General features: G+C 73.9%; 15 protein-coding genes. 14 read left to right on the top strand and 1 reads right to left on the bottom strand.

Annotated elements, in window-relative coordinates:
• The first annotated feature begins 12 nt into the window (after nt 1-12).
• The 7 genes from ACFOWE_RS00430 (at nt 13) to ACFOWE_RS00400 (ending at nt 7,178) form a co-directional block, all read left to right on the top strand.
• Nucleotides 13-1,203 carry a cytochrome P450 gene (locus tag ACFOWE_RS00430; RefSeq protein WP_377284704.1) on the top strand — a complete coding sequence of 397 codons (1,191 nt, stop codon included), beginning with the start codon at nt 13-15 and terminating at the stop codon, nt 1,201-1,203.
• Nucleotides 1,193-2,398, top strand: a complete 1,206-nt coding sequence (locus tag ACFOWE_RS00425) for a flavin monoamine oxidase family protein (RefSeq protein WP_377284703.1) — start codon at nt 1,193-1,195, stop codon at nt 2,396-2,398. Before ACFOWE_RS00430 ends, ACFOWE_RS00425 begins: the two co-directional genes overlap by 11 nt.
• Entirely contained in the window at nt 2,395-3,306 is a 912-nt protein-coding gene (locus ACFOWE_RS00420; RefSeq protein WP_377284702.1) for a Rieske 2Fe-2S domain-containing protein, read from the top strand. Before ACFOWE_RS00425 ends, ACFOWE_RS00420 begins: the two co-directional genes overlap by 4 nt.
• A complete protein-coding gene (locus ACFOWE_RS00415; protein ID WP_377284701.1) occupies nt 3,303-4,097 on the top strand; it encodes an alpha/beta fold hydrolase in 795 nt (264 codons plus the stop codon). The genes ACFOWE_RS00420 and ACFOWE_RS00415 overlap by 4 nt, the downstream gene beginning before the upstream one ends.
• A gap of 48 nt (nt 4,098-4,145) precedes the next feature.
• Nucleotides 4,146-5,015, top strand: a complete 870-nt coding sequence (locus ACFOWE_RS00410) for a hypothetical protein (protein ID WP_377284700.1) — start codon at nt 4,146-4,148, stop codon at nt 5,013-5,015.
• Entirely contained in the window at nt 5,012-5,659 is a 648-nt protein-coding gene (locus ACFOWE_RS00405; RefSeq protein WP_377284699.1) for a VOC family protein, read from the top strand. The genes ACFOWE_RS00410 and ACFOWE_RS00405 overlap by 4 nt, the downstream gene beginning before the upstream one ends.
• A gap of 103 nt (nt 5,660-5,762) precedes the next feature.
• Nucleotides 5,763-7,178, top strand: a complete 1,416-nt coding sequence (locus ACFOWE_RS00400) for an NAD(P)/FAD-dependent oxidoreductase (RefSeq protein WP_377284698.1) — start codon at nt 5,763-5,765, stop codon at nt 7,176-7,178.
• On the opposite strand, the gene ACFOWE_RS00395 is transcribed toward ACFOWE_RS00400, so the two are convergent.
• On the bottom strand, nt 7,179-9,617 hold the full coding sequence (locus tag ACFOWE_RS00395) for an AAA family ATPase (RefSeq protein ID WP_377284697.1): 2,439 nt from the start codon (nt 9,615-9,617) through the stop codon (nt 7,179-7,181). It abuts the gene before it with no gap.
• A 303-nt stretch (nt 9,618-9,920) separates the two neighbouring features.
• Between ACFOWE_RS00395 and ACFOWE_RS00390 the strand changes: the two genes are divergently transcribed.
• The 7 genes from ACFOWE_RS00390 to ACFOWE_RS00360 are packed head-to-tail and all read left to right on the top strand — an operon-like array spanning nt 9,921 to nt 21,026.
• Complete coding sequence (locus tag ACFOWE_RS00390; RefSeq protein WP_377284696.1) at nt 9,921-12,149, top strand: TOMM precursor leader peptide-binding protein; 2,229 nt, start codon at nt 9,921-9,923, stop codon at nt 12,147-12,149.
• Nucleotides 12,150-12,163: 14 nt separating this feature from the next.
• On the top strand, nt 12,164-13,528 hold the full coding sequence (locus ACFOWE_RS00385; protein ID WP_377284695.1) for a SagB family peptide dehydrogenase: 1,365 nt from the start codon (nt 12,164-12,166) through the stop codon (nt 13,526-13,528).
• 6 nt (nt 13,529-13,534) lie between these two features.
• Nucleotides 13,535-14,347 carry an HlyD family efflux transporter periplasmic adaptor subunit gene (locus tag ACFOWE_RS00380; protein WP_377284694.1) on the top strand — a complete coding sequence of 271 codons (813 nt, stop codon included), beginning with the start codon at nt 13,535-13,537 and terminating at the stop codon, nt 14,345-14,347.
• A gap of 14 nt (nt 14,348-14,361) precedes the next feature.
• Complete coding sequence (locus ACFOWE_RS00375; RefSeq protein ID WP_377284693.1) at nt 14,362-16,602, top strand: NHLP family bacteriocin export ABC transporter peptidase/permease/ATPase subunit; 2,241 nt, start codon at nt 14,362-14,364, stop codon at nt 16,600-16,602.
• Nucleotides 16,599-19,481 carry an NHLP bacteriocin export ABC transporter permease/ATPase subunit gene (locus ACFOWE_RS00370; protein ID WP_377284692.1) on the top strand — a complete coding sequence of 961 codons (2,883 nt, stop codon included), beginning with the start codon at nt 16,599-16,601 and terminating at the stop codon, nt 19,479-19,481. Before ACFOWE_RS00375 ends, ACFOWE_RS00370 begins: the two co-directional genes overlap by 4 nt.
• Entirely contained in the window at nt 19,478-20,836 is a 1,359-nt protein-coding gene (locus tag ACFOWE_RS00365; RefSeq protein ID WP_377284691.1) for a cation:proton antiporter, read from the top strand. The genes ACFOWE_RS00370 and ACFOWE_RS00365 overlap by 4 nt, the downstream gene beginning before the upstream one ends.
• On the top strand, nt 20,751-21,026 hold the full coding sequence (locus tag ACFOWE_RS00360) for an FCD domain-containing protein (protein ID WP_377284719.1): 276 nt from the start codon (nt 20,751-20,753) through the stop codon (nt 21,024-21,026). Before ACFOWE_RS00365 ends, ACFOWE_RS00360 begins: the two co-directional genes overlap by 86 nt.

The raw sequence follows: 21,026 nt of genomic DNA, 5'->3' as shown, positions 1-21,026 counted from the left end.
GGTGGTCGTCCCGTGACCACGGCCGTCCCGCTCCGGCTCCCCGCCCACCTGGACCACCCCTTCTCCCCGCAGGGCCGCCTCGACCCCTACCCGGCCTACGACTGGCTGCGCTCCCACGCCCCGGTCCACTACGACACCATGGCGCGGCTGTGGCTGGTGACCGGTCACGCCGACTGCGCCGCGGTACTGCGCGACCGCGCCTTCTCCGCCGCCGCCGGGCAGCGGGGGCGGGCGCGCGGTGAGGAGCTGCCGCCGTCGATGCTCACCACGGACCCGCCCGACCACACCCGGCTGCGCACGCCGGGGCAGTCGCTGCTGGGCCCCGCGGCGATCGCCTCGGTGGCCGCCGAGATCGCCGGGGACGTGGACGACCTCCTCGAACGGCTGGCGGGCGAGACCGTGGTCGACGCCGTCGAGGAGATCGGCGGCCCGCTGGCCACCTCCGTCTTCCTGCGCCTGTTCGGGCTGGCCGAGAGCGACCGGAGGACCTTCACCCAGCTCGCCCAGGCGGCCTCGATCAACCTCGATCCGCTGGCCGGCCCTCAGATCGCGGCCCTGGGCCGGTCGGCCATGGGAGAGCTGAGCCGGTTCCTGGACGCGCACTGCGCGGTCGCGCGGCCGAGCCCGCTGTCCCGGCTGGCCGCCGACGACCGGCTCACCCGGCCGGAGACGCTGGGAGTGCTGGGGCTGGCCGTGGTGGGCGGGTGGCGGCCGCTGGCCGAGACGGTCGGCAACGCCCTGTACTGGCTGCTGCCGCGGCCGCGGGTGCTCGCGCTGCTGCGTGAGGGCGGGGACGGGGCGGCGCGCACGGTGATGGACGAACTGCTCCGGCTGGAGGCGCCGATCCCGTTCACGGCCAGGGTCGCGCTCCGGAACGTGCGGCTGCCCGGAGGAGAGGTGCCCGAGGGCGCCCGGGTCCTCGCGGTCCTGGCCGCCGCCAACCGGGATCCGGCCGTCTTCGCGAGACCGGGGGAGCTGGTGCCCGACCGCACGCCCAACCCGCACCTGGCCTTCGGCGCGGGCCCGCACTTCTGCCTGGGGGCCCAGCTCGTCCGGCAGACCGGGGCGCTGCTGCTGGCCAGGCTGGCCGAGCGCTTCCCGGCCGCCTCGCTGGCCGACTCCCGGCCCTCCTGGGCCGCCACGCTCGTCCCCCGGAGGCTGCGCGCGCTGCCGGTGAACCTCGGAGGCGGGGATGGACGCTGAGGTCCTGGTGATCGGCGCGGGTGTCAGCGGCCTGGCCTGCGCCTCCCGGCTGGCCGGCGCCGGGGTGCGCGCCGTGGTGGTGGAGGCCCGGCCGCGGATCGGCGGACGCGTCCGCACGTTCCGCCCGGCCGACGGCGGGCCCTCGCTGGAGCTGGGCGCGCAGGTCGTCCACGGCGACCGGAACCCCGCCCGCTCCCTCGTGGGGACCGAGACCGCGCCGAGGCCGGCCGCGGCCCGGGTGGTCAGCGGACGGGTGGGCCGCCCCATGGGGACGCTGGCCCGGACGCCGCATCCGCCGTGGCTGCTGGAGGCGAGGCTGAACGCCGAAGGGGCCCCCGCGGGCGTCTCGGTGAACGGCTGGCTCCGCGAGAACGGCGGGCCGTACCCGGTGGCGAGCGAGTGGTTCCGCCAGACGTGGGCCGCGGATCCCGAGCGGCTCAGCGCTCGCGGCGTGGCCGCGGCCCAGCGGGACGACACCGCCGGGCGGGGCGAGTTCGTCGTCTGCGGCGGGTTCGACCTGCTGCCGCGGCGGCTGGCCCGGGGCCTCGAGGTGCACACCGGCCGCCCCGTCCGGGCGCTCGACTGGTCGCCGGGGCGGGTGCGCGCGCACACGCCCGCCGGGACCCTGGAGGCGGAGCGGGTGGTCGTGACCGTGCCGCCCGCGGTGGTGGCCCGGGGCGCGCTCGCCATCGAGGACCTCCCCGGGGACAAGCGCCGGGCCGCCGCGGACCTGGTGCCGGGGGACGGCTGCTGCGTCGTGGCGACCATGTCCGTCCCCGCGCCGGAGACCGCGTCGGTGTTCGACGCGGACGGGGCCAGCGGCTTCGTGAGCTGCCGCGAGGGGCGTCCCGAGGTGCTGGTCGTGGCCAAGGACGCGGCGGCCGCCTGCGTGCGGGCCGCCACCGGCCCCGGCCTGTCCGCACTGCTCGCGGTGGCCCTGCCCTGGACCGCGCGGGCCCGGGTGACCGGTACGGAGGTCGCCGACTGGGGGGCCGACCCGTGGAGCGGGGGCGCGTTCACCGCGCCGCGGCTCGGCGCCGAGGACGCTCCCGCGCGCTGGGCCGAGCCGGTCGCGCGGACGCTCTTCTTCGCCGGGGAGGCCACGGCCGCGGGGACGCGGCCGCCGTGGGTGCAGAGCGCGATCGCCAGCGGGACGGAAACCGCCGGCCGGATACTGGAGGCGATGGGCCGATGACCTCACCGACACCGCGGGTGCCGCACTCCGGCTGGCACCTGCCGGCCTTCACCTCCGAACTGGAGGCGGAGGTGACCCCCCTGGAGATCGGGACCCGCCGGCTGGTGGCTGTGCGGGGCGAGGCCGGGATCCGGGTCTTCGACGCCGACTGCCCCCACCGGGGCGCGCATCTCGGGTACGGCGGGCGGCTGTCGGGCGACTGCATCGTCTGCCCGTTCCACGGGCGGAGGATCGCGCTGGGCGACACCGCCAAGCGGCTGTCGGTGCGCGAGCACCATGTGATCGTCTCCGGCGAGGCTGTGTTCGTCCGGCTCTCGGACGGGCCGGAGGGCGACGACCGGGGGTTCACCCGGGCCATCAAGGAGATGGGCGGGACGCACCCGCTCGCGGCGGCCGTGGTCAAGCCGCTGGACGCCGATCCCGCGCTGGTCGTGGAGAACGCCTTCGACGTGGACCACTTCGCCGAGGTGCACAAGGTCCCCCGGGTGCGGGGGATGGAGCACCGGGACGGGGAGGACGGCGAGCTGGTCATCGACGGCGAGTTCCTCATGGGTCCCCCGCGGGGGAGCACCTCCGGGCCGCGGGTCGTCCGGTCGGGGTTCCTGGCCCGCGCCTACAGCCCCGGTGTGGTCGCCACCCGGTTCGGCCCGGAGGGGCGCGAGCAGCTCATCGTCACCAGCGCCGTGCCGCGCGAGAGGGGCGGGAGCATGGCGCGGGTGGCGATCGGGGTCCGCCCGGACCAGCGGGAGGAGCTGCCGACGCTCATCTACGGCAGCCACCGCGCCCTGGACGAGGACGCGGCGATCTGGGAGCGGCTGAACCCGCGGGCGCCCTCCCGCTTCGACCGCAGGGACGCGGCCGTCGTGGCCTACCGCAGGTTCTGCGAGAGCTTCCGGGAGCTGCCGTGAAGGGGCTGCGCGTCGTCGAGTCGGGGTCGGGGCCGGCGGTGCTGTGGGTGCACGGCTACACCATGGACTCCACGCTGTGGGAACCGCTGTGGAGGCTGCTGCCGGGATGGCGGCACATCGGCGTGGACCTTCCCGGCCACGGCGGCTCCGAACCGCTGCGGCCGGGCACGACGCTCCCCGCCCTGGCCGCGAGGCTGGCCGGGCTGGCCGCGGCCGAGGGGGCGGAGCGGGTCGTCGGACTCTCCTTCGGGTCCTGCGTCGCGCTGCAGATGGCGCTGGAGGCGCCCGAGACGGTGCGGCACCTGGTGCTCGCGGCGCCGACGCTGGGCGGTGCGCCACCCGATCCGGCGGCCCGGCGGCGGTACATCGAGCTGATGACGCTGCGCCGGGCGGGCGGCACGGGAGAGCAGATGACCGGGCTGTGGATGGCCTCCCCGCCGGACATCTTCCGCGGCGCCGCGGCCCATCCCGAGCTGCTGGCCCGGCTGCGGACGGTGATCGGCGGGCACTCCTGGGCCGAGCTGGACACCGGGGCGATGGCCGCGCTCACCGCGCACCGGCATCCGCCGGAGGACCTGGCCCGGATCGGCGCCAGGACGACGGTGGTCATCGGAGATTCGGACATGCCGACATTTGTGGACAACGCTCGAACGTTGCACCGAGTGGTAAATAAGTGTCGAATATGGACGATTCCCAACTCCGGACACCTTCCACTGCTGGAACATCCCGAAATGTCAGTTAATGCACTATTTGATGGATTAGCGTTATCTGAGAGAGTAGACAGCGTTTGACATGATCATCATGATGTCCCGGCCGGGACGACCGGAAGGGGGAGATGGTTGCCCCTGCTGCTGGAGTTCTTCGGGATGACCGTCGCCGTTCTGGCGCAGCTCGACCTGCCCGAGCTGGCGTTCCTGTTCGGCTCCCACCTGGTGGAGGAGGGCGAGCCTCAGCTGCTCGTGAAGCTGGTCTCCGACGGGTCCGCGAGCGGGGAGGTGCTGGTCCAGCGTCCGGACGGGATGCTGTTGCAGCGCCGCCTGTTCCGGGGGTGGAGCACCATGCCGCCGCCGGTTCCTCCCCTCGCCGTGCTCGACAGCCGTTTCCTGGTGGTGCGTGCCGTCGTCATGGCCAGGGACGACGTGACGGTCGCGCTCATCGGCAGCGCCTGCTCGCCCTGCGCCGACGTGGCGGCCGCGCTGGCCGGGCGCTCCTGGCGGCCCGTGGCGGGGCAGTTCCTCGTGGTCGACCGGGACACCGGGCACACGCTCCCCTTCCACACCCCGCTGGATCTGCGCGGGGCGGCCATCGAGTCGGCCGTCACCGGCGGCCTGGTCGGGCCGGAACCGGAGAGCCCCTGGTGGCGGACCCGGTCGACGTTGTCGGGGGAGTCCCTCCTGGTCCGCCCCGAGCGGCTCGGCCCGCCCGTCCCGATCGCCGCCCGGCTCGCCCCGCCCACGCTGGTCAGGCTCTGCCAGGGAGAAGACGACCGCTGCGCGCTGGAGTCCTGGGAGTTCCAGCCGCACGCGTGGCCGCCGGCCGCCGCGGAACTGGCCGAGGCGCGCCGCTACCGGCTGCTCGTGCCGGAGCTCGGCGGGGCGGAGGAGGCGGCGGCGCTCATCGACGACGAACTCAAGGAGACCTCATGCCCCGGCGGACCGCGTACGGCCCCGGAACACCGTGCTGGGTTGATCACATCACCGTCGATGTGACCGGTGCGAAGGAGTTCTACGGAGCGCTCTTCGGATGGGAGTTCACCCGGGAGGGCGACCGGGGCCACCACCTGATCACCCTGCGCGGGGAGATCGTCGGCGGCCTCGGCCGTGCTCCCATGGGCTTGGCCTCCGGCTCGTCCTGGAACGTCTACCTGGCCTCCAAGGACCTCGACCGCACGCGGGCGGAGGTCCGGCGCCTGGGCGGCCGCATGGTCATGGGCCCGGTGCCCGCGGGCGGGGACGGCCGCCTGTGCCTGGCCGCCGACCCGTCGGGCGCGGCGGTGGGCTTCTGGGAGGGGGGCAGGGACGAGGGCGTGGTCCTGGTGGACGAGCCCGGCGCCCTGTGCGCGTGCGAGCTGCACACCGCCCGCCGGGACGCGGCCGAGGAGTTCTACCGGGGCCTGTGCGGTGACGCGCCCCTGGTGATCCGTTCCTCGTCCAGGACCGGCTGGGTGCCCTTCTTCGGAGCCGGAGCCGGAGCCGGAGCCGGAGCCGGGGCCGCCCCGGGCACCGTTGCGGACACGGCCGCGGGTGCGGCCCCGGACGTCGCCGCGGCCCTGGCGGCCGGCGCCCGCCTGCTGGACGGCGGTCTGCTCGCCGATCCGCTGGGTGCGGTATTCGGTCTCGTCGAAGCCAATTAATCCCTAATTACGTACTTTTATCAGCATAAATACTTATTAACAGTATTGATCCCTCCTTGAGAGAATTCTGCTGTCGACCGTTATCTCGTGGGAGGGGCATTCCATGGCGCCTGACGTAGTGGTGATAGGCGGGGGGCCGGGGGGAGCCGTCTCCTCGGCCCTGCTCGCCCGGGCGGGCGCCCGGGTCCTGCTCCTGGAGCGGGACTCCTTCCCCCGTTACCACGTCGGGGAGTCGATCTCCTCCTCCTGCCGGGCCATCATCGACCTGGTCGGCGCCCGGGAGAAGATCGAGTCCCGGGGCTACGTCGTCAAGGAGGGCCTGCTGCTGCGCTGGGGCGCGGAGCGCGACTGGACGATCAACTGGCCCGACCTCTTCGGCGACGAGGTGCGCGCCTGGCAGGTGGACCGGGCGGACTTCGACGACGTCATGCTCAAGCACGCCGCCGAGCAGGGCGTCGAGGTGGTCCACGGCGCCCAGGCGAAGAGGGTCCTCTTCGACGGCGACCGAGCCGTCGGCGTGGAGTGGACGCACGGCGGGCGCACACGGGAGACGGCGGCCGGATCCGTGGTGGACGCCTCCGGCCGGGCCGGCGTGCTGGCCCGGCACTTCCGCAACCGGCGCCAGCACGACGTCTTCCGCAACGTGGCCGTCTGGGGCTACTACCAGGGGGGCTCCCTGCTGCCCGGCACCCCCCGGGGCGGCATCAACGTGATCTCCTCCCCCGACGGCTGGTACTGGGTCATCCCGCTCAGCGGCGGCGTGCACAGCGTGGGCTTCGTCACCCACCAGGACAACTTCCTGGCCCGCAGGAGCGAGTTCTCCTCGCTGGAGGAGATGCTCCCGACCCTGGTCGGGGAGTCGGAGACGGTGGCGGAACTGGTGGCGGGCGGCGGCTTCCAGGGCAAGGTCCGCGTCGAGCAGGACTTCTCCTACTCGGCCGACGGCTTCTGCGGCCCCGGGTACTTCATGGCCGGCGACTCCGCCTGCTTCCTCGATCCGCTGCTGTCCACCGGCGTGCACCTGGCGATGTACAGCGGCATGCTGGCCGCCGCGTCGATCCTCTCCACGCGGGAGGGGGAGGTCGCCGAGCACGAGGCGCTGGCGTTCTACGAGTCGCTCTACCGCAACGCCTACGGCCGCCTGTTCTCCATGGTCGCCGGGTTCTACGAGCAGTACCGGGGCAAGGCCAGCTACTTCTGGCTGGCGCAGCGCCTGGCCAGAGGCCAGTACCCGGAGCTGATGAGGAGGCGCAGCCGCAGCGAGGAGGCTCCCCCGGACGCCGCCTTCGCCTCGCTCACCTCGGGCCTGACCGACCTGGACGACGCCACCCGCGTCGGCGGTACGGCCCCGCTGGACGCCAAGGTGCTGGCCGCCGAGGTGGCCGCCGGTGCCGCCGACCAGCCGATCCCCGTGCGGATGGGCCTCAACGACCTCTACGACGCGACCAGCGGGCTGTATCTGGTCACCGCGCCGCGCCTGGGGATAGCGCGGGCCGCCGCGCCGGCGCCCACCCGCTGATCAATGTCCGAGGGCGGCGGCCAGCTGGTGCCGCCCTCGGATGCCGAGCTTGCGGTAGATGCGGCCCAGGTGCGTGTCGATGGTGCGCTTGCTCAGGCAGAGCCGTTCGGCGACCTCCTGGCTGCTCATGCCCTGCCGTACGAGCTCGACGACCCGCAGCTCGGCGGGGGTGAGGAGGGACTGCCCCTGCGGCTGCCGCTCGTCCGGCGCGCGGTCCCGCGTCACGGGCGGCTCGCTGACGATCGTGCGGGCCGCGGCGTGCTCGCCCAGCGCGGTGTACGCCCTGGCGGCGTGCGTGCGCCAGGGCAGGCAGGCGGGGTTGGTGACGCCGCGGGCCGAGAGCCGGTGGCCGCAGTCGAGGAACAGGTTCAGCGCGGTGGCGTGGTCGCCGTCCGCCGCGGCGACCAGCCCCTGGGCCTCCAGGGCCAGGCTTTTGATCAGAGGATGGGCGTTGGCCGGGACCGTGGACTGGCTCAGCAGCGCCGCGGCCTCCTCCGTACGCTCCAGGGCGACCAGGGCGCGCGCGCCGCAGGCGCGGGCCGCCGCGGCCAGCATCCACGCGCCGATCGCCTCGGCCCTGGCCCGCGCGTCGAGCGCGTCACGCAGGCCGGCGGCCGCGTCGCCCCGCCGCTGGCCGATGTCGGACCGGATGAGCAGACCGAGCACGGCCAGCTCCGGCTGGTCCCAGGCGCGGGCCTCCTCGACGATCCGGGCGCACACGGCCAGCGCCTCCTCCGGGTCCCCCGTCCAGGCGAACGCCAGCGCGGCGCCCACCAGGCCGGCCCCGGCGGGCCGGTCCGGGGAGGAGGGCCCGAGCACGGCGCGCGCCGCCAGCCGCCGGGCGGTGCGCGGATACCGCCCGCCCGCGGCGGCCATCGCGGCCAGCGCGCCGGAGAACTCCCGGGCCGGGCCGTCCGCGGGGTTCGCCGCGGCCGTCCGCACCGACCTGCGCAGCCCCGCGCGATGGCCCCAGAGCAGGACCTGCGCGGTCAGCCGGAGCAGCGGCTCCCTCGGCGGGTCCGGCGCCGCGGCCAGCTCCTGCACCACGGTGACGAACGGCCTGGCCCCCACCGCGCCGGCGACCAGGGCGGGGCTGGCCAGGCCCAGCAGCGGACCGGCCAGCCGGGCCGGGTCCGGAGCCGCGGTGACCAGCGCGTCGGCGTGCCGGGCGCACGCGTCGAGGTCGTGGTGGAGCTCGACCGCGGCCAGTTGCGACATCAGCTCGTGGATGACGGCGGGATCGTCGGAGCAGGCGAGCGCGCGGCGCAGGTAGCGGGTCGCGTCGCCGTACTGCCGGGCCGTGGACGCCTCGGTGGCAGCCGTGCGCAGCACCGGGACCCCCCAGCCGGAGACGGTGAGCATCAGGTGCTCGGCGGTCTGCGTGGCCGGCGCACCCAGCCTGGCCAGGAGCGCGGCTCCCCGCTCGTGCAGGTCGATCCGGGCGTCGGTGCCGATGCGCGACAGCGCCGCCGCGCGGAAGACCGCGTGGCGGAACCGCACGGGGGTCCCCGCGGTGACGAGGCCCTCCTGCGCCAGGGTCCGGCGGGCCTGCTGGACCTGCAGCTCGCCCTGGCCCGAGAGCATCGCCGCCACCGTGGGGTCGGTGTTGGAGCCCATGACGGCGAGCTGGGTCAGCAGCTCGAAGGCGACGGGGTCGTGCTCCCGCAGCCACTCGAGCACGGTGTCGGACAGGGTCGCCGTGCCGATCTCCAGCACCTGGTCGGGGTCGGGCGCGCCCGGACTGACCCGTTCGTGCCGCATCCGGCTGGTCAGCTCGCGGAGCACGAGCGGGTTCCCCTGCGACAACGTGTGGCAGAACGAGGCCAGCTCCACGTCGGGCGGCGCGCCCAGCTCCTGCGCGACGAAGTCGCCGGTGCAGGTGGCGCAGAGCGGCCTGAGCTGGGTGAGGCGCGCGTACGGCAGGCCGCCCAGTTCCGCGACCAGACCGGCGGGGGCGTCGGCGGACAGCGTGGCGACCATCATGACGGGCAGGTCGTCCAGGCGGCGCGCGAGGGAGGAGAACCAGCGCAGTGACGGCGTGTCGGCGAAGGGCAGGTCGTCGATCACGATGACCGCGGGCTGCTGGGTGATCAGGTCGCGGGTGATGTCGAACAGGCTCAGCAGGAGGTCGTGACTGGCCGTGCCGTCACCGGTGGAGGCCCGGTCGAACTGGCCGCGGGGCCGCCCTCCGGCGGACAGCACCGGGTCGAAGAGCTGGCGGACGACGCCGTAGGCGAAATGGCTCTCGCTCGGATGGCAGCGGGCGCGCAGCACCACGCTGCGCGGGGGCAGCATCTCCGTTATCGCGCCGAGCAGGGCGCTCTTTCCCATTCCGTTTCTTCCCAGAATCGCCGCGATGGTCGGGCGGCCGATCCGGAGTCCGTCGATGGCGTCCTTGAAGACGGCGAGTTCCCTGTCCCGGTGCAGCAAAGGGGGCATATGGGTCATGGTCCCACTATTCGGGTGGGGATCTCAACGGGCTCCGCGCGGGTATTCCGGCGCGGGCCGGATCCGGGCTCCCGCCGGCGCGCCGCGCGACCGGATCCCCTGCGGCACAGGGGATGCGGGAGGCGTGGATACCTAGGAGGGCCGCGGCGGACACGTAGGCCGCATAAGTATCCGCCGGATGATGCGTACGATTTTTTACGCATTCACTCACCGGCCCGTCCCGTGTTTGAATCCGCAATGAAGATGATTCGGGGACCTTGTGGAAAAAGGTGGGACTTGGTGGAGAAGCCGCGCTTGAAAGCCCATTTCCATGTCGATGTCGTGGATGGGTCCAAGGTCTTCCTGTTCGCGGAGGGAAAGGATTTCCTGGTTCCGGGGAAGGCCGCCGTGGCGGTGCTCCCCCACCTCGACGGCCGCAGGACCGTGAGCGAGATAATCCAGGAGCTGGCCGGGAGCGTGCCGTTCACCACGGTGCTGACCACCCTGCGCCGCTACGAGGCGGCCGGACACCTCGCGGAGGACCGGCCGGACCTGCCGGAGGCGGTACTCGCCTACTGGGACGCGCTGGACGTCGACCCGGCGGCCGTCACGAAGGGAACACCGGTCACGGTCTCGGCCGCCGAGGGCGTGGACGCCACCCCGGTCACGGACGCCCTGGCCGGGCTCGGGCTGAACACGCGCACCGGCGCGATCGACGAGATCCCCGCAGAGGGGCTGTCGGTCGTGCTCGTGGACGACTACCTCGACCCGGCCCTCGAGCACCGCAACGCGCTGCAGCTGGCGGCCGGGCTGCCCTGGCTCCTGGCTCGGCCGGGCGGCGTCAGCCCGTGGCTCGGCCCCTTCCTCCGCCCCGACCACACGGGCTGCTGGTCGTGCCTGGCGCAGCGGCTGGCCGGAAACCGCCAGCTGGAGCGCTACCTGGCCGGGAAACGGGGCGGGCGGGTGCCGTACCACCCGGCACGCGCGGGGATCGCGGCGGGCCCCGTGGCGCTGGCCGGGATGCTGGCGGCCGAGGCCGCCAGGATCGTGGCGACCGGCGAGCCGGGTGCGCTCTGCGGCCAGATGGTCACCCTCGACCTGGGCACGCTGGAGACCACCCGGCACCCGCTGGTGCGCCAGCCGCAGTGCCCGTCGTGCGGCACGCCGTCCGAACGCGACCCGAAGATCGTGCTCACCGCGAGGCGGGCCGCCCACACCACCGACGGCGGCTACCGGGTCGACCCGCCGCAGGCGACCTTCGAGCGGCTGGAGCGGCACATCAGCCCCCACCTGGGAGCGATCACCAAGCTGGTCCCCCTCGGCGCCGAGGCGGGCGGCCTGACCTACAGCTACGTCGCCGGCCACAACTTCGCCATGGTCAACGACAGCATGGACCTGCTCCGCCGCAACCTGCGCGGGCAGAGCGGAGGCAAGGGCCGCTCGGAGATCCAGGCGAAGGTCAGCGCGCTCTGCGAGGCGATCGAACGGTACTCGGCGGTGTGGCGGGGCGGTGAGCCGGTCGTCCGGGCCGCCTACGCCGACCTGGACCCGGCCGCGGCCGTCCACCCCGACCGGTTGCTGCTCTTCTCCGACGAGCAGCGGGCCGGCCGCAAGGAGTGGAACGCCGACCCGGCGCACCGGCTGCAGCAGGTGCCGGACCCGTTCGACGAGACCGTGCCGTTCGACTGGTCGCGCGCCTGGTCGCTGACCCGCGACGAGGAGCGGCTGGTCCCCGCCGCCTACGCCTGGTACGGCCACCCCGACCTGAACGGCCACTTCTTCTGCGTCGCCGACTCCAACGGCAGCGCGGCCGGCAACACCCTGGAGGAGGCGATCCTGCAGGGGTTGTGCGAGCTGGTCGAGCGCGACTCCGTGGCCCTGTGGTGGTACAACCGGGTGCGCCGGCCCGCCTTCGACCTCGACTCGCTGGACGACCCGTACGTGGACCGGTTGCGGAGCTTCTACGCGTCCATGGACCGCGACCTGTGGATGCTCGACCTCACCACCGACATCGGCATGCCGGTGTACGCCGCGGTCTCCCGCCGCCGCCACGCGGTGGAGGACATCATGGTCGGCTTCGGCGCGCACCCGGACTCGCGCATCGCGGCGTTCCGCGCGCTCACCGAGCTCAACCAGTTCCTGCCCAGCGTGGAACAGCGCGACGAACGGGGCGAGACGGTCTACCTCATGGACGATCCGGAGATGCTCGGCTGGTGCAGGGGCGCCAAGCTCGACCGGGAGCCCTGGCTGTCGCCCCACCCGGACCTTCAGCCGGTCACCGTCGGCCCGTCCGCCTCCACTGACCTCGCCGAGTGCGTGCGCGGATGCGTGGCCGCGATCGGGGCGGCCGGTTCCGAGGTGATCGTCCTGGACCAGACCCGTCCCGACCTGGACCTGAACGTCGTCAAGGTGATGGCGCCGGGCCTGAGGCACTTCTGGCGCCGCCTGGCCCCCGGCCGCCTCTACGACGCGCCGGTACGGCTCGGCTGGCTCGACCGGCCCACACCCCAGGAGGAGATCAACTCCTGGAACGTGTTCTTCTGAGACGGACGGCCCCCATGAACCACCCCACCATCGTCTCCCGGCTGCGCCGGGACGCGTCGTTCACCGGTGAGCGCGTCCGGACGGCCACGGCCGCCCTCGACCTGGCGAACCTGTCACCGGGCCAGAGCGCGGCCGTGAAGCTGCTGGCCGACGGCGACCACGACGAGAGCGCCCTGGCCGCCGCGGTGACCGCGGCGGACGGCGAGGCCGGGCTGCTCCGCTGGCACCTGCTGGCGCGCCGGCTGAACCTCTCCGGGATGCTCGAACACGCCGTGCGGGCGGACGGCGCCGTCGCGGTCAGGCTCTATCCGGTCGGCCGGGGCCCGATCCTCCCGGCGCCGGTCCCGTCCGGTCCCGTCCGGTTGTCCCGCTTCGCCGAGGCGCGGGCGGCGGACGGCGTCCTGACGCTCAGGGCGCCCGGCAACCACCTCGCCGTCGAGCTGCTGCCCCAGGCCGCCGGGCTGCTCGGCGAGCTGGCGGACTGGGGCACGGCGACCCCCGCCCCGGTGCTGCGGCTGCTGGCCACGGCCGGGCTGCTGGCGCCGGGCGGCCCGGACCGGGACCTGGAGGCGTCCGAGCGCTCCTACGCGCAGTGGCACCCGGCCGACCTGGCCTTCCACGCCCGCACCCGCACCCCCGCCGCGGCCCCCGGATACGGCGGGACCCATCCCACCGGCGACCGCTTCCCCCCGGAACCGGTCTCCCCGCCGCCCTCCGGCGCCACCGTGGTCGAGCTGCCGGTGCCCGACCTGGACGCGATCGCGGCCGCCGACCCGCCGCTCACCGAGGTGATCGAGCGGCGCCGCTCGGTCCGCGCCCACGACACCGGGGCGCCGATCACCCTCGCCCAGCTCGGCGAGCTGCTCTACCGGAGTCTGCGCAGGCGCGCGACCATGACGGGAGGCGACGGCCAGGAGCTGGCCGACCGGCCGTACCCGAGCGGCGGGGCCGTGCACGAGCTGGAGGTCTACCCGCTGGTGACGGCGTGCGAGGGGCTGCCCGCGGGGTTGTGGCACTACGCGACGGACCGGCACGAGCTGGAGCTCGTCGCCGAGCCGGGGAAGGCCACCGAGAGGTTGGTCGCCGAGGCCCGGAGCGCCGCCATGCTGGCCGCCGACCCGCAGGTGGTGCTCCTGGTCACGGCCCGGTTCGGCCGGGTGATGTGGAAGTACGAGACCGTCGCCTACCCGCTGGTGCTCAAGCACGTGGGCGTGCTCTACCAGACCCTCTACCTGGTGGCCACCGCGATGGGCCTGGCCCTGTGCGGCCTGGGCGGCGGGGACGCCGCGGCCTTCGCCGCGGCCTCGGGCCGCGACCCGCTCGTGGAAGGCACCGTCGGAGAGCTCGTGCTCGGCTCCCGGCCCCGGACGGACGGATAGGCCGCGATGAAGTTCCGTTACCAGGCGCTGCAGCGGATGCGCGAGCCCGACGAGCTGGACTCGCCCACCCTGCTGGCCACCCCCCGAGGCTGGATCGCGGTCTTCGTCGTGATGATCATGATGGCGGGCGTGCTGGTCTGGTCCTTCGTCGGCCAGCTGCGCATCTCGGTCACCGCGCCCGGCGTCCTCACCCACCCGGGGGGCACGGCTCTCATCCAGAGCCACTACACCGGCCTGACCCGCCGCGTCCTGGTACGGCCCGGCGACCGGGTGATCGTCGGGCAGCCCGTCGCGGAGCTGCTGGACGCCGAGGGCAGGACCCGGACGGTGGACAGCCCGTTCACCGGTCAGGTGGTCGGCACCACGGTCAGCGACGGCCAGGTCGTCGCCATCGGCGGCACGGTCGCCACGGTCGAGCGGACCGACATCCCGGGCGACCGCCTGGTCGCCATGGTGTTCGTGCCCGCCGACCGGGCGGCGTGGATCGCTCCCGGCCGCCCGGTCGACCTGTCGGTGTCCACCGCGCCCGCCGCGGCCTTCGGGCTGCTGCGCGGCCGGGTCACCTCGGTCGGCCGCTACCCGCTGACCGAGGAGGCGCTGGCCGGCCTGGTGGGCGGTCAGCTCGCCGCCCGGAGGTACGCCACCGTCCAGGCTCCCCTGATGGTCATCGTGGACCTGATCCCCGACGCGGACTCCCGGTCGGGGTACGCCTGGTCGACCGCGCAGGGACCGCCCGTGCAGCTCGACTCCCAGGTGACCGTCTCGGCCTCCATCCACCTGCGCGAGCAGACGCCGTTCGACCTGGTGCTCGGGCGCTGAGAGGAGCCTCGCCGATGACGAAGACGACGACCGCGCGGCCCCCCGGGCCCGCGCCGGCGGAGCGGCGGCCGCGGGCCCGGCGCCGCCGCGGAGGGCGCCGCCACCGGGTGCCGACCGTGATCCAGATGGAGTCGGTCGAGTGCGGTGCCGCCGCGCTGGCGATGATCCTGGCCTACCACGGCAGGCACGTGCCGCTGGAGGAGCTGCGCCGCAGGTGCGGGGTGTCCAGGGACGGGGCCAAGGCGTCCTCGATGATCACCGCGGCCCGCTCCTACGGACTGGTCGCCAAGGGCTTCCAGGTCGAGGCCGAGCACCTGTTCGAGCAGCCCGGGCCTGTGATCATCTTCTGGGCCTTCCAGCACTTCATGGTGGTCGAGGGGGTCCTGACCAGGTTCGGCCGGACGGTGGTCGCGGTCAACGACCCGGCGAGCGGGCCGCGGCTGATGGAGTGGTCGGAGTTCGACTCCGGCTTCACCGGGATCATGCTGACGTTCGAGCCGGGCCCCGGCTTCACGCCCGGCGGCGAGCGCACCAGGCTGGTGCCCGCGCTGCTCAAGTGGCGGCTGCCGTCCGGGCGGGCCCTGCCGCTGGTGCTGCTGGCCAGCGCGCTGCTGGTGATCCCCGGCATCGCGGGGCCCGCGTACTACCGGGTCTTCATCGACCGGATACTGGGCGGCGGCTCACCGGACCTGCTGCCGTGGCTGCTGGCCGTCATGGCGCTCACCGCGCTGGCCGTCTTCGTGCTGACCTCCGTGCAGCAGTACTACCTGCTGAGGCTGGAGATCAGGATCGGGCTGGTCGGCTCCGCCCGCTTCTTCCGCCACCTGCTCCGCCTGCCCATCGAGTTCTTCCTGCAGCGCCGCCCCGCCGAGGTCGCCAAGCGGGTCTCCACGAACGACACCGTGGCCGAGATCCTCTCCCGCGACCTCGCCCTCACCGTGATCAACCTGGTGCTGGTGGTGTTCTACGCGGCGCTGCTGATCCGCTACGACGTGCTGCTCGGCGTCGTCGGCATCGGCATGGCGGCGCTGAACATGCTGGTGCTGCACTGGGTGTCCCGGGTGCGCAAGGACGCGGTCACCACGCTCCGCACCGACAGCGGCAACCTCACCGGCACCACCTTCGCCACGCTCAGCATGATCGAGTCGGTCAAGGCCACCGGCGCGGAGCCCTACGCCTTCACCCGCTGGGCAGGGTTCCTGGCCAAGGTCGTCTCGGCCAGGCAGCGGCTCGGCGTGCCCACCGCGGTGCTGGTCGCCGTCCCGCCCCTGCTGGCCACCGTGAACACCGGTCTGATGCTGCTGATCGGCGGGCTGCGGGTGGTGGAGGGCGCGCTCAGCATCGGCATCCTGGTCTCCTTCCAGACCCTGCTGGCCGCCCTCAGCAGACCGGTCACTCAGCTCACCAACCTCGGCAGCCGCCTGCAGGACCTCACCGCCGACCTCAAACGCATCCACGACGTGGAGCGGTACCCGGCCGCCCGCTGCTTCGAGCGCGTCGGCGGCGACGCGGGACCCGGCACCCGCCTGGAGGGCCGCCTCGAACTGCGGGACGTCACCTTCGGGTACGGCCCGCTGTCCGACCCGGTCATCGAGGACCTTTCGCTGACCGTGACCCCGGGCAGCCGGATCGCGGTCGTGGGCGGCTCGGGCAGCGGCAAGTCCACCCTGGGCCGCCTGCTGACCGGCCTGTACGAGCCGCGCTCCGGCCGGATCCTGCTGGACGGCCATCCGCTGGACGAGATCCCGCGTACCATGCTCGCCGCCTCGATGGCCTACGTCGACCAGGACATCGCGCTGTTCGCCGGGACCGTACGCGACAACCTGACGCTGTGGGACGAGGCCGTCCCGGACGAGGTCGTGCTCGCCGCGCTGCGCGACGCCGCGGTCTTCGACACCGTGCTGGCCCGCGCCGGAGGGATCAACTCGTTCGTGCGCGAGGACGGCCGGAACTTCAGCGGCGGCCAGCGGCAGCGGCTCGAACTCGCCCGCGCCCTGGCCGCCCAGCCGACCCTGCTGGTGCTCGACGAGGCCACCAGCGCCCTGGACCCGGAGACGGAGCGCGTCATCATGGACAACCTGCGCCGCCGCGGCTGCGCCTGCCTGCTGATGGCCCACCGGCTGTCCACCGTCCGGGACGCGGACGAGATCATCGTCCTGGAGCGCGGCCGGGTCGCCGAGCGCGGCACCCACGAGGAACTGCTCGCCGCGGGCGGCGTCTACACGCGGCTGTTCACCACCGGGGACGGGACGTGAGCGCCGCCGTGCTCGCCGGGGTCGCCGTCGCGCTGGACCTCGGCACCGAGCGCTTCACGACCCTCGACGACCCGAGCTGGATGCTGCTGGTCGAGGCCGGCGCGGTCGACCTGTTCGCGGTCCGGAAAAAACGCGGTGCGCTGGAGGGACGCTGGAACTTCCTGGGCCGGGCCGGCGCGGGCATGGTGCTGGCCTGCGGCGCGCCGACCGGGCCGGAGCACGTGATCGTGGCCCGTCCCGTGCCCGGCACCGTGCTGTCCCGCGTCGGGACCGCCGCGCTGCGCGGTCTGTCCTCCGAGGCCGCCGACTGGCTGGTGAACGGGCTCGGCCGCGGCATCGAACTGCTGGGCCGGGCGCTGCCCGGCTCGCTGCCGCCGCGCCAGTTCGTCCCGCTGCCCACCGAGGGGACGGTCGACCTGGACGCGGGCCGCACCGTGCGGTCGGTCGACGGGGTGCGCTGCGTGCGCGTCGAGACGGGCGAGGTGGAGATCGGCGACGGCGGCTGCCCGGCCGTCGGCGCCGGCGGCGACCTCTGCCTGACCGAGCGGGAGTGGCTGGTCGCCCTCGGACAGGCCCGTCTGCGGAGCCGTTCGCTCCGCGCGGTCTTCGACGAAGGAGGGCTCGGCGAGCTTCTGACCGCCCACGCCGCCCGCCTGCTGGCCACCGTCGACGGACGCATCGAGCGGCGGCGCGAGGACGAGCGCGCCGCCCTGGCCGACCTCCGCGACCGCGACCGCACCGTGCTGGCGCAGGCCGCCCGGAGCTTCGACGCCGTGCTGCGGGACACCGAGGTCCAGGTACGGCTGGCCGACGTGGCCGCCGACCCGCCCGCGCTGGCCGCCGCCCGGCTGGTCGCGGCGCACCAGGGCTTCGAGGTCCGGCCGCCGGCGCGGCGCGGCGGCCAGGGCCGCCCGGTGTACGACCTGGAGGCGATCGCGCTGGCCTCCGGCGTACGGACCCGGGTCGTCCGGCTGGACGGCCGGTGGTGGACGAAGGACCTGGGGCCCATGGTGGGCGCCACCACGGCGGGCCGCCCCGTGGCGCTGCTGACGCTGGGGCGCGGTTACGTCATGGTGGACGACGGCCAGGTCAGTCCGGTCACCGAGGCCGTCGCCCGCGGCCTGCAGGACCGGGCACACGTGCTGTACCGGTCGCTGCCCGCCTCGGTCAGGACCGTCGGAGCCCTGCTGAGCTTCGGGCTCTTCGGTGACGGCAACCGCCGCGACCTGGTCCGTTTCGCCGTCATGGGCGTGCTGGTCGCCCTGCTCGGGCTGCTCGTCCCGGTCATGACGGGCAAGGTGCTCGGCGTGTTCACGGTCCGGGCCGAACGGGACCTCATCGTGCAGGGCTCCCTGGTGGTGATCGGCTCGGGGCTGGCGATCGCGGCGCTGTCGGTGGTGCAGAACATCGCGGTGCTCCGGATCGAGAGCCGGTCCGCCTCGGTCATGCAGTCGGGCCTGTGGACCCGGCTGCTCTCCCTGCCCGCCGGATTCTTCGCCCGCTACTCCACGGGCGAGCTGGGGACCACCGTGCTCGGCATCAGCTCGGCGCAGGAGGTGCTCTCCGGCATGCTGACCACGGCCGCGCTGGGGCTGCTCACCGGCTCGGCCAACCTGGTCCTGGTCTACTTCTACGACGTGCGCCTGGCCCTGGTCGCCACGGCGCTGACGCTCATCGGGGCCGGGTTCGCCGTCCTCGCCGGGCGGTCGCAGCTCCGCTGGCAGCGGCAGGCCTACGAGCAGGAGCAGACCATGTCGGCCCGGGTCTTCCAGATGCTCACCGCGATGCCGAAACTGCGGGCGGCGGCGGCGGAGGAGCGGGCGTTCGCCGAGTGGACCCGCGAGGCCACCAGGGGCCGCTCGCTGACCGCCGCGGCCCGCCGGGTGCAGAACGCGGTCACCACGTTCAACGCCGGGTTCCCGCTGGTCTGCACGGCGGTCGTGTTCGCGCTGGTGTCGGGTCCGCTGGGCGGCCAGATCACGATCGCCACGTTCCTGCCGTTCTTCACCGCGCTCAACCTGCTGCTGGCCTCCAGCCTCCAGTTCACCGCCGCGGCCGTCACCGCCATGGGCGTCGTGCCGATGCTGGAGAAGATCAAGCCGATCCTGGAGGCCCGGTCCGAGACCGACGGCACCAAGGCCGACCCCGGAGACCTGTCCGGACGGCTCGCGCTCAGCCACGTGTCGTTCAGCTACGGCCACGACGGACCGCTCACCCTCGACGACGTCACCCTGGCGATCGAGCCCGGTGAGTTCGTGGCCCTGGTCGGCCCCTCGGGCAGCGGCAAGTCCACGCTGCTGCGGCTGCTGCTCGGGTTCGAGACCCCGGTGTCCGGCAGCGTCCTCTACGACGGCCAGGACCTCGCGGAACTCGACGTGTCCGCCGTCCGCCGCCAGTGCGGGGTGGTGCTCCAGAACGGCTCGCTGCAAGCCGGCAGCATCCAGGCCAACATCGTCGGCAACGGCGCGCACACCGTGGACGACGCCTGGGCGGCGGCCGAGATGGCCGGACTCGCCGACGACATCAGGGCCATGCCGATGGGCATGCACACCGTGCTCTCCGAGGGGACCAGCACACTCTCGGGCGGCCAGCGGCAGCGCCTCATGATCGCCCGTTCGCTGGTCGCGCGGCCCCGGATCGTCTTCTTCGACGAGGCCACCAGCGCGCTGGACAACCCCACGCAGAGCCTGGTCGCCGAGAGCACCCGCCGGCTCAACGCCACCCGGGTGGTGATCGCCCACCGGCTCTCCACCGTGGTGGACGCCGACCGCATCGTGGTCATGGACCAGGGGCGGATCGTCCAGCAGGGCACCCACGACGAGCTGCTGGCCGTACCCGACGGGCTCTTCGCCCGGCTGGCCGCCCGACAGCTCTCGTGACGGGTGCGTTCCGCGGCCCGCCGCTCGTCCTGGGAGTCACCTCCGGCGTTCCGGGAGGCCAGGCGGGGCCGATCGCCGCGCACAGCCTGCTCGTCTTCCTGCTCCAGGTCGGCCTGCTGCTCGCCCTGGCACTGCTGCTGGGCCGCCTGGCCATGCGTTTCGGAATGCCCACCGTCGTCGGAGAACTGCTCGTCGGCGTGATACTGGGGCCGTCCTTCCTCGCGCGCCTGGCACCCGGTCTGCACGCCTGGCTTTTTCCCCCCGATCCCGGGCAGCTCCACCTCCTGGACGCCGTCGGGTCGATCGGCGTCCTGCTGCTGGTCGGGCTCACCGGGGCCCACATGGACACGGGACTGATCCGCCGCCGCGGTGCCGCGGCGGCGGGGGTCAGCGCGGGCGGCCTGATCGTGCCCCTCGGCCTGGGGATCGGCGCCGGTCTCCTGCTCCCCCGCTCGCTGGCCGGGGAGGGCACCGACCCCCTCGTCTTCGCACTGTTCCTCGGGACGTCGCTGTGCGTCAGCGCGATACCGGTGATCGCCAAGACGCTGCTGGACATGAGGCTGCTCCACCGCGACGTGGGGCAGCTCCTGCTGATCGCGGGGATGATCGACGACGCCTTCGGCTGGTTCATGCTGTCGATCGTCAGTGCCATGGCCGCCGGTGCGGTGACGGCCGGCACCGTACCGGCGGCACTGCTCCGGCTGCTCGCGGTGGCGGTCTTCGCGCTCACGGTCGGCCGCCCGCTCGTGCGCGGGGCGCTGCGGCTGGCCGGCGGGCCGCAGGACCCCGGGCCGCGCGCGGCGACCGTGGTGGTCCTGATCCTGCTGGCCGCGGCGGGGACCCACGCGCTGGACCTGGAGGCGGTGCTCGGCGCGTTCGTCTGCGGCCTGTTGATCTGCTCTTCGGGAGAGGCCGGCCGGGCCGGGCTCGCCCCGGTGAACACGATCGTGCTGTCGGTCCTCTCGCCGATCTTCTTCGCCACCGCGGGCCTGCGGATCGACCTGACCGCGCTGGCCCGGCCCGCCGTGCTGCTGTCGGCGCTGGCCGTACTGGCCGCCGCGGTCGCCGGGAAGTTCCTGGGGGCCTACGCCGGAGCCAGGCTGAGCGGTCTCGGCCGCTGGGAGGCGGTCTCCGTCGGCGCCGGCCTCAACGCCCGCGGGGTGATCGAGATCGTCGTGGCGATGACCGGTCTGCGCTTGGGCATCCTGAGCGGTGAGGCGTACACGATCGTGGTGCTGGTCGCGATCGTGACCTCCCTGATGGCCCCGCCTGTCCTGCGCGTCGCCGTGGCCCGGATCCGGCAGACCGCGGAGGAGAGGGCACGGGAGGAGGAGGGGCGGATCCGGGCGGCCTGAGGACGGCCGGGCCGGCGTCTCCCTGGTGCAGCACGAGAAGATCGTCGACGCGATCGTGGCGCGGGACCCCGCGGCGGCGGAGGCGGCCATGCGCGAGCACCTGAGCGACGTCATCGTCCAGATCTCCCGGGCGGGGAAGTCCGACGCCGGAGTGGTGGCGCTCGCGGGGGTCCGAGTCCCGCAGCCGTAG

Source organism: Planomonospora corallina (genome assembly GCF_042650625.1).
GTDB classification, from domain to species: Bacteria; Actinomycetota; Actinomycetes; order Streptosporangiales; family Streptosporangiaceae; genus Planomonospora_B; species Planomonospora_B corallina.
Note: the sequence above shows the minus strand (reverse complement) of the source record. Positions and strands in the feature narration are given on the sequence as shown.